Origin of the sequence: Luteitalea sp. (assembly GCF_044337415.1) — a bacterium.
Classification (GTDB): Bacteria; Acidobacteriota; Vicinamibacteria; order Vicinamibacterales; family Vicinamibacteraceae; genus Luteitalea.
Genome location: NZ_JBIINP010000285.1, coordinates 1 through 4,357 on the forward strand (window position 1 = coordinate 1; position 4,357 = coordinate 4,357).

Here is a 4,357-nt window from a genome sequence, read left to right on the forward strand (position 1 = left end):
AGCTTCACCTTGGGCCGCGGCAGGCGCTCGTAGGGGACGTGCGACAGGATGTGGGTGATCACGTTGAGCCGCGCGCGCTTCTTGTCGTCGGAGGGCACCACGGTCCACGGCGCGAACTCGGTGTCGGTCGCGGCGAACATCTCGTCGCGGGCCCGCGAGTAGTCGTACCAGCGGCTGTAGGACTTCAGGTCCATCGGCGACAGCTTCCACGTCTTGCGGCCATCGTGGATGCGGGCCTTCAGGCGGCGCGTCTGCTCCTCGGGGCTGACCTCGAGCCAGAACTTGATGAGGATGATGCCCGAGTCGATCATCGCCTTCTCGACCAGGGGCGCCCCGACCAGGAACTTGCGCGACATCTCCTCGCTGCAGAACCCCATCACGCGCTCCACGCCGGCGCGGTTGTACCAGCTGCGGTCGAAGATGACCACTTCGCCGGCCGCCGGGAAGTGCTGCAGGTAGCGCTGCACGTACATCTGGGTCTTCTCGCGCTCCGAGGGCGCCGGCAACGCCACCACCCGGAAGACCCGCGGGCTGACCCGCTCGGTGATGGCCTTGATCGCCCCGCCCTTGCCGGCCCCATCGCGCCCCTCGAACACGATGCAGACCTTGAGGCCGCGGGCCTTGACCCAGTCCTGCAGGCACACCAGCTCCTCGTGCAGCTTCGCGAGCGCCTTCTCGTACTGCTTGCCCGTCAACCTGGCCGGCTCGACAGTCCCTGGCTCAGCGGCCGGTGGGGCGTCGCCCTTGTGTGCCTTCCTCGTCGCCTTCTCGTCCTTCTTCCGGGCCTTCTTCTCCCGGGCCCGAGCCTTCTTGTCCTTCTTCGGTTCGCCAGACGTCGTGTCGTCGACCATGGCGATGGTGGACTCGGGCTTCCGGGCGCTCGGCTTCATGGTGCGTCATCCCTGTGGCGCAGGTCTCACCGCGAGAACAGGGAGCAGGCGCCATGCTGCTCCCGTGGCGTCAGCATACGCCCGTGCACGTCTCGGCATCATCGCTGGCAGGGGAGGAACCGTCGTCCCTGATGGCGCATGGTCGTCTCGGTCCGCGCGCCTACAATACCGCCGTGGCCAGACGTCTGCGGCGACACCCACGGCTCCATGGGGCCCACTCGTGAGCTGGGGGATGAAGTCACCCGGTGTGCGGCGGTTTCCGGGCGTCGTTGCGCTGGCCCTGATGCTGGCGCTGTGCGCGGCGGGAGCGATCCGCGTGGCTGCACAGGGGCAGGCGGCGACACCAGAGGCGCTCACGCTGCGCATCATCGTGGTGCCCTCCGACGCCGAGGCAGCGCAGGTGATCGGCCAGTTGCAGCAGGGTGCCGACTTCGCGGCGCTCGCCGCCAGCGTGTCGCAGGACCCCACCCGCAGCCGTGGCGGCCTGCTGGGCCGCACGTCGCTGGCGGCGCTTCGTCCTGAACTGCGCGACGCCCTGCAGGGGCTGTCTCCCGGCCAGGTCACGCGCCCCGTGCGCATCCCGACCGGCATCGCCGTGCTGAAGGTCGTCGACGACGCCGACGCCAGTCAGGCAGGCGCGCCCGGGTCCGGCGCCCCGTCGGTGGCGGCCGTGGGGGCGGTGCGCTACCTGTTCGACGTCTCGGGCTTCAACGACGCGACCGTCGTCATGCAGCGGCACCCGAACAAGCCGGCCGGATGGAATCTCGACCCCGTCACGATCTGTACCGTGAGAACCGGGTCGCTGCTGGAGGCCCAGCTCAACCTTCGCGCCAACCTGGCGTCGCCGGCACTGCTCTCCACGGGCACGCCCATGGACCTGGCCCAGGCCCACTTCACGCACGCCCAGTTGCTCGCGTACGAGGGCCAGATGCCGGAGGCCGTCGCCGCGCTGTCCGAGGCGTTGCGGATCGCGACGGCGAGTGTGCCGGCGATGCGGCTGCACATGGAGGAGGCGATGGGGATCGCGTACCTCCACAAGGCGATGCACGACAGTGGCGCCTACCACACGCCCGGCGACCGGTGCCTGCTGCGACTCACACCGGGCCCGGCGTTCGCCACGGCGGCGGATGTGCAGCGAGCGATCGGGCACTTCATGGCGTACCTGAAGGAACGCCCTGACGACCTCGAGGTCCGCTGGCTGCTGAACGTCGCGCACATCGCGGCGGGCACCTGGCCGGCGGGCGTCCCGGACGCGCACCGCATCGCTCCCGCCGCCTTCGCCTCGGGCGAGGACATCGGCCGGTTCGTCGACGTCGCGCCGCAGAGCGGCGCTCGCGCGTTCGCCTCGGCCGGCGGCGCCATCGTCGACGACTTCGACAACGACGGGCGCCTCGACCTGGTCACGTCGAGCATGAACAGTTGCACGCCGATGCAGTTCTTCCATCGGTCCGAGCGCGGCGCCTTCGTCGACCGCTCGACCGCCGCCGGTCTCGCCGACCAGCGTGGCGGGCTGCAGATCATGCAGACCGACTACGACAACGACGGCTGTCTCGACGTGCTGCTCCTGCGTGGCGGGTGGGAACTGCCGCAGCGCAAGTCCCTGCTGCGCAACAGCTGCCAGGGCACCTTCACCGACGTCACGGCCGCGAGCGGCCTCGCCGTGCCCGCCCGGAGCACGCAGGCGGCGGCCTGGGTCGACATCGACAACGACGGCCGGCTCGACCTGTTCGTCGGCAACGAAGGCGGCCCGGCCCAGTTGTTCAGGAACAAGGGCGACGGCTCCTTCGAGGACATCGCCGTGCGGGCGGGCGTCGCCCGGCCTGCGTTCAGCAAGGGCGTCGCCGCCGGCGACTACGACAACGACGGCTGGGCCGACCTGTACGTCTCCAACCGCGGCAGCGCCCCGAACTTCCTGTATCGCAACAACGGCAACGGCACGTTCACCGAGGTGGCGGCAGCGGCCGGCGTGCCTGGCCCCGGGAGCGGCTTCGTGACCTGGTTCTTCGACTACGACAACGACGGCTGGCTCGACATCTTCGCCACGTCGTACTTCACGTCGCTCGAGGAGACCGCCCGCACGTACCTCGGGCTGCCGCACAACGCCACGACATTGAAGCTGTATCGCAACAAGCGCGACGGCACCTTCGCGGACGTGACGCGCGACGTGGGCCTCGACAAGGTGTTCATGCCGATGGGCTCGAACTTCGGCGACGTCGATAACGACGGCTTCCTCGACATCTACCTCGGCACTGGCAGTCCCTCGTATGGCGCGTTGGTGCCGAGCGTGTTGCTGCGCAATCGTGAAGGCCGTTCGTTTGTCGACATCACGGCGTCCTCGGGAACCGGCGAGTGGCACCAGGGGCACGGGGTGGCGTTTGCCGACCTGGACAACGACGGCGACCTGGAGCTCGTCTTCCAGGTCGGGGGGGCCACGCCTGGCGACGCCCACGCGCTCCGCCTGTTCGAGAACCCAGGACACGGCAGGTCATGGCTGGGCGTGAAGCTCGTGGGCGTGAAGAGCAATCGCGCCGCCATCGGCGCACGCATCACGGTGAAGGCACAGGCGCCTGACGGGTCGGCGCGGGTCATGCATCGGCAGGTGGATGCCGGTGGCTCCTTCGGCGCGTCGCCGCTGCAGCAGCACTTCGGACTCGGCGCGGGCGTGCGCCGCGTGGACGTCGAGGTCTGGTGGCCGGCGAGCGGTACGCGTCAACGCTTCACGGGAGTCGAGACGAACCAGGTCATCGAAGTGGTCGAATCGGCAACGGAGCCCAAACGCCTCGCTCGGCCGGCGCTCAGCCTTCGTGGAGCCGTCGCGCCATGACCGCCGGGCCTGGTCGGGCCTTGCGGTTCCTGCTGGCTGGCCTGATGGCCTGTCTCGCATCCGGTACGGTCGCCGCACAGGAGACCGCGCGCCATCAGGTGACCGGCATGGTGCTGTCGGTCGACGCGCCGCGGCGCTCGTTCCTCGTGTCGCACGACGCCATCGAAGGCCTGATGGGCCCCATGACCATGGCCTTCGAGGTGCGCGATGCAGCCGAGCTCGCAGGTCTCACGCCGGGCACGGCCGTCAGGTTCACGCTCGTGATGACCGCGGGCCGCGCGCACGCCGAAGCCATCGCGGTCGTGCCGTACGAGAGCGTCGAACTCGACCCGATGTCGGCGCGGCGACTGCGGCTCCTCGAGGCGCTGTCCGGCACGCCCAGACCGACGCCTCTGGCCGTCGGAGCCGGAGTTCCCGACTTCACGCTGACCGACCAGTCAGGCGCGAAGGTCTCGCTGTCGCAGTTGCGCGGCCAGGTCGTGGTCGTCAACTTCATCTACACGAGCTGTGCGCTGACGCAGTTCTGCTTTCGCGTCGCCAACCATTTCGCGAGCATCGCCCGACGTTTCGAGGACCGCCTCGGGAAGGACCTGACGCTGCTCACCGTGACGTTCGACCCCGCGCGCGACACGGTGGAGGTGCT

General features: G+C 69.4%; 3 protein-coding genes. 2 read left to right on the plus strand and 1 reads right to left on the minus strand.

Annotated elements, in window-relative coordinates:
* On the minus strand, positions 1-890 hold an 890-nt coding region (ppk2, locus tag ACIRDX_RS20985), incomplete at its 3' end, for a polyphosphate kinase 2 (protein WP_396627386.1).
* Positions 891-1,122: 232 nt separating this feature from the next.
* Here ppk2 and ACIRDX_RS20990 point away from each other — a divergent pair.
* Positions 1,123-3,714, plus strand: a complete 2,592-nt coding sequence (locus tag ACIRDX_RS20990) for an FG-GAP-like repeat-containing protein (protein WP_396627387.1) — start codon at positions 1,123-1,125, stop codon at positions 3,712-3,714.
* Positions 3,711-4,357: SCO family protein (locus ACIRDX_RS20995; RefSeq protein ID WP_396627388.1), on the plus strand; the 647-nt coding region annotated here is incomplete at its 3' end. The genes ACIRDX_RS20990 and ACIRDX_RS20995, both read left to right, overlap by 4 nt.

What these genes read in the sequence shown, in the direction of transcription:
- ACIRDX_RS20990 (WP_396627387.1), top strand. Translation starts at nt 1,123, where the DNA reads ATGAAGTCACCCGGTGTGCGGCGGTTTCCGGGCGTCGTTGCGCTGGCC.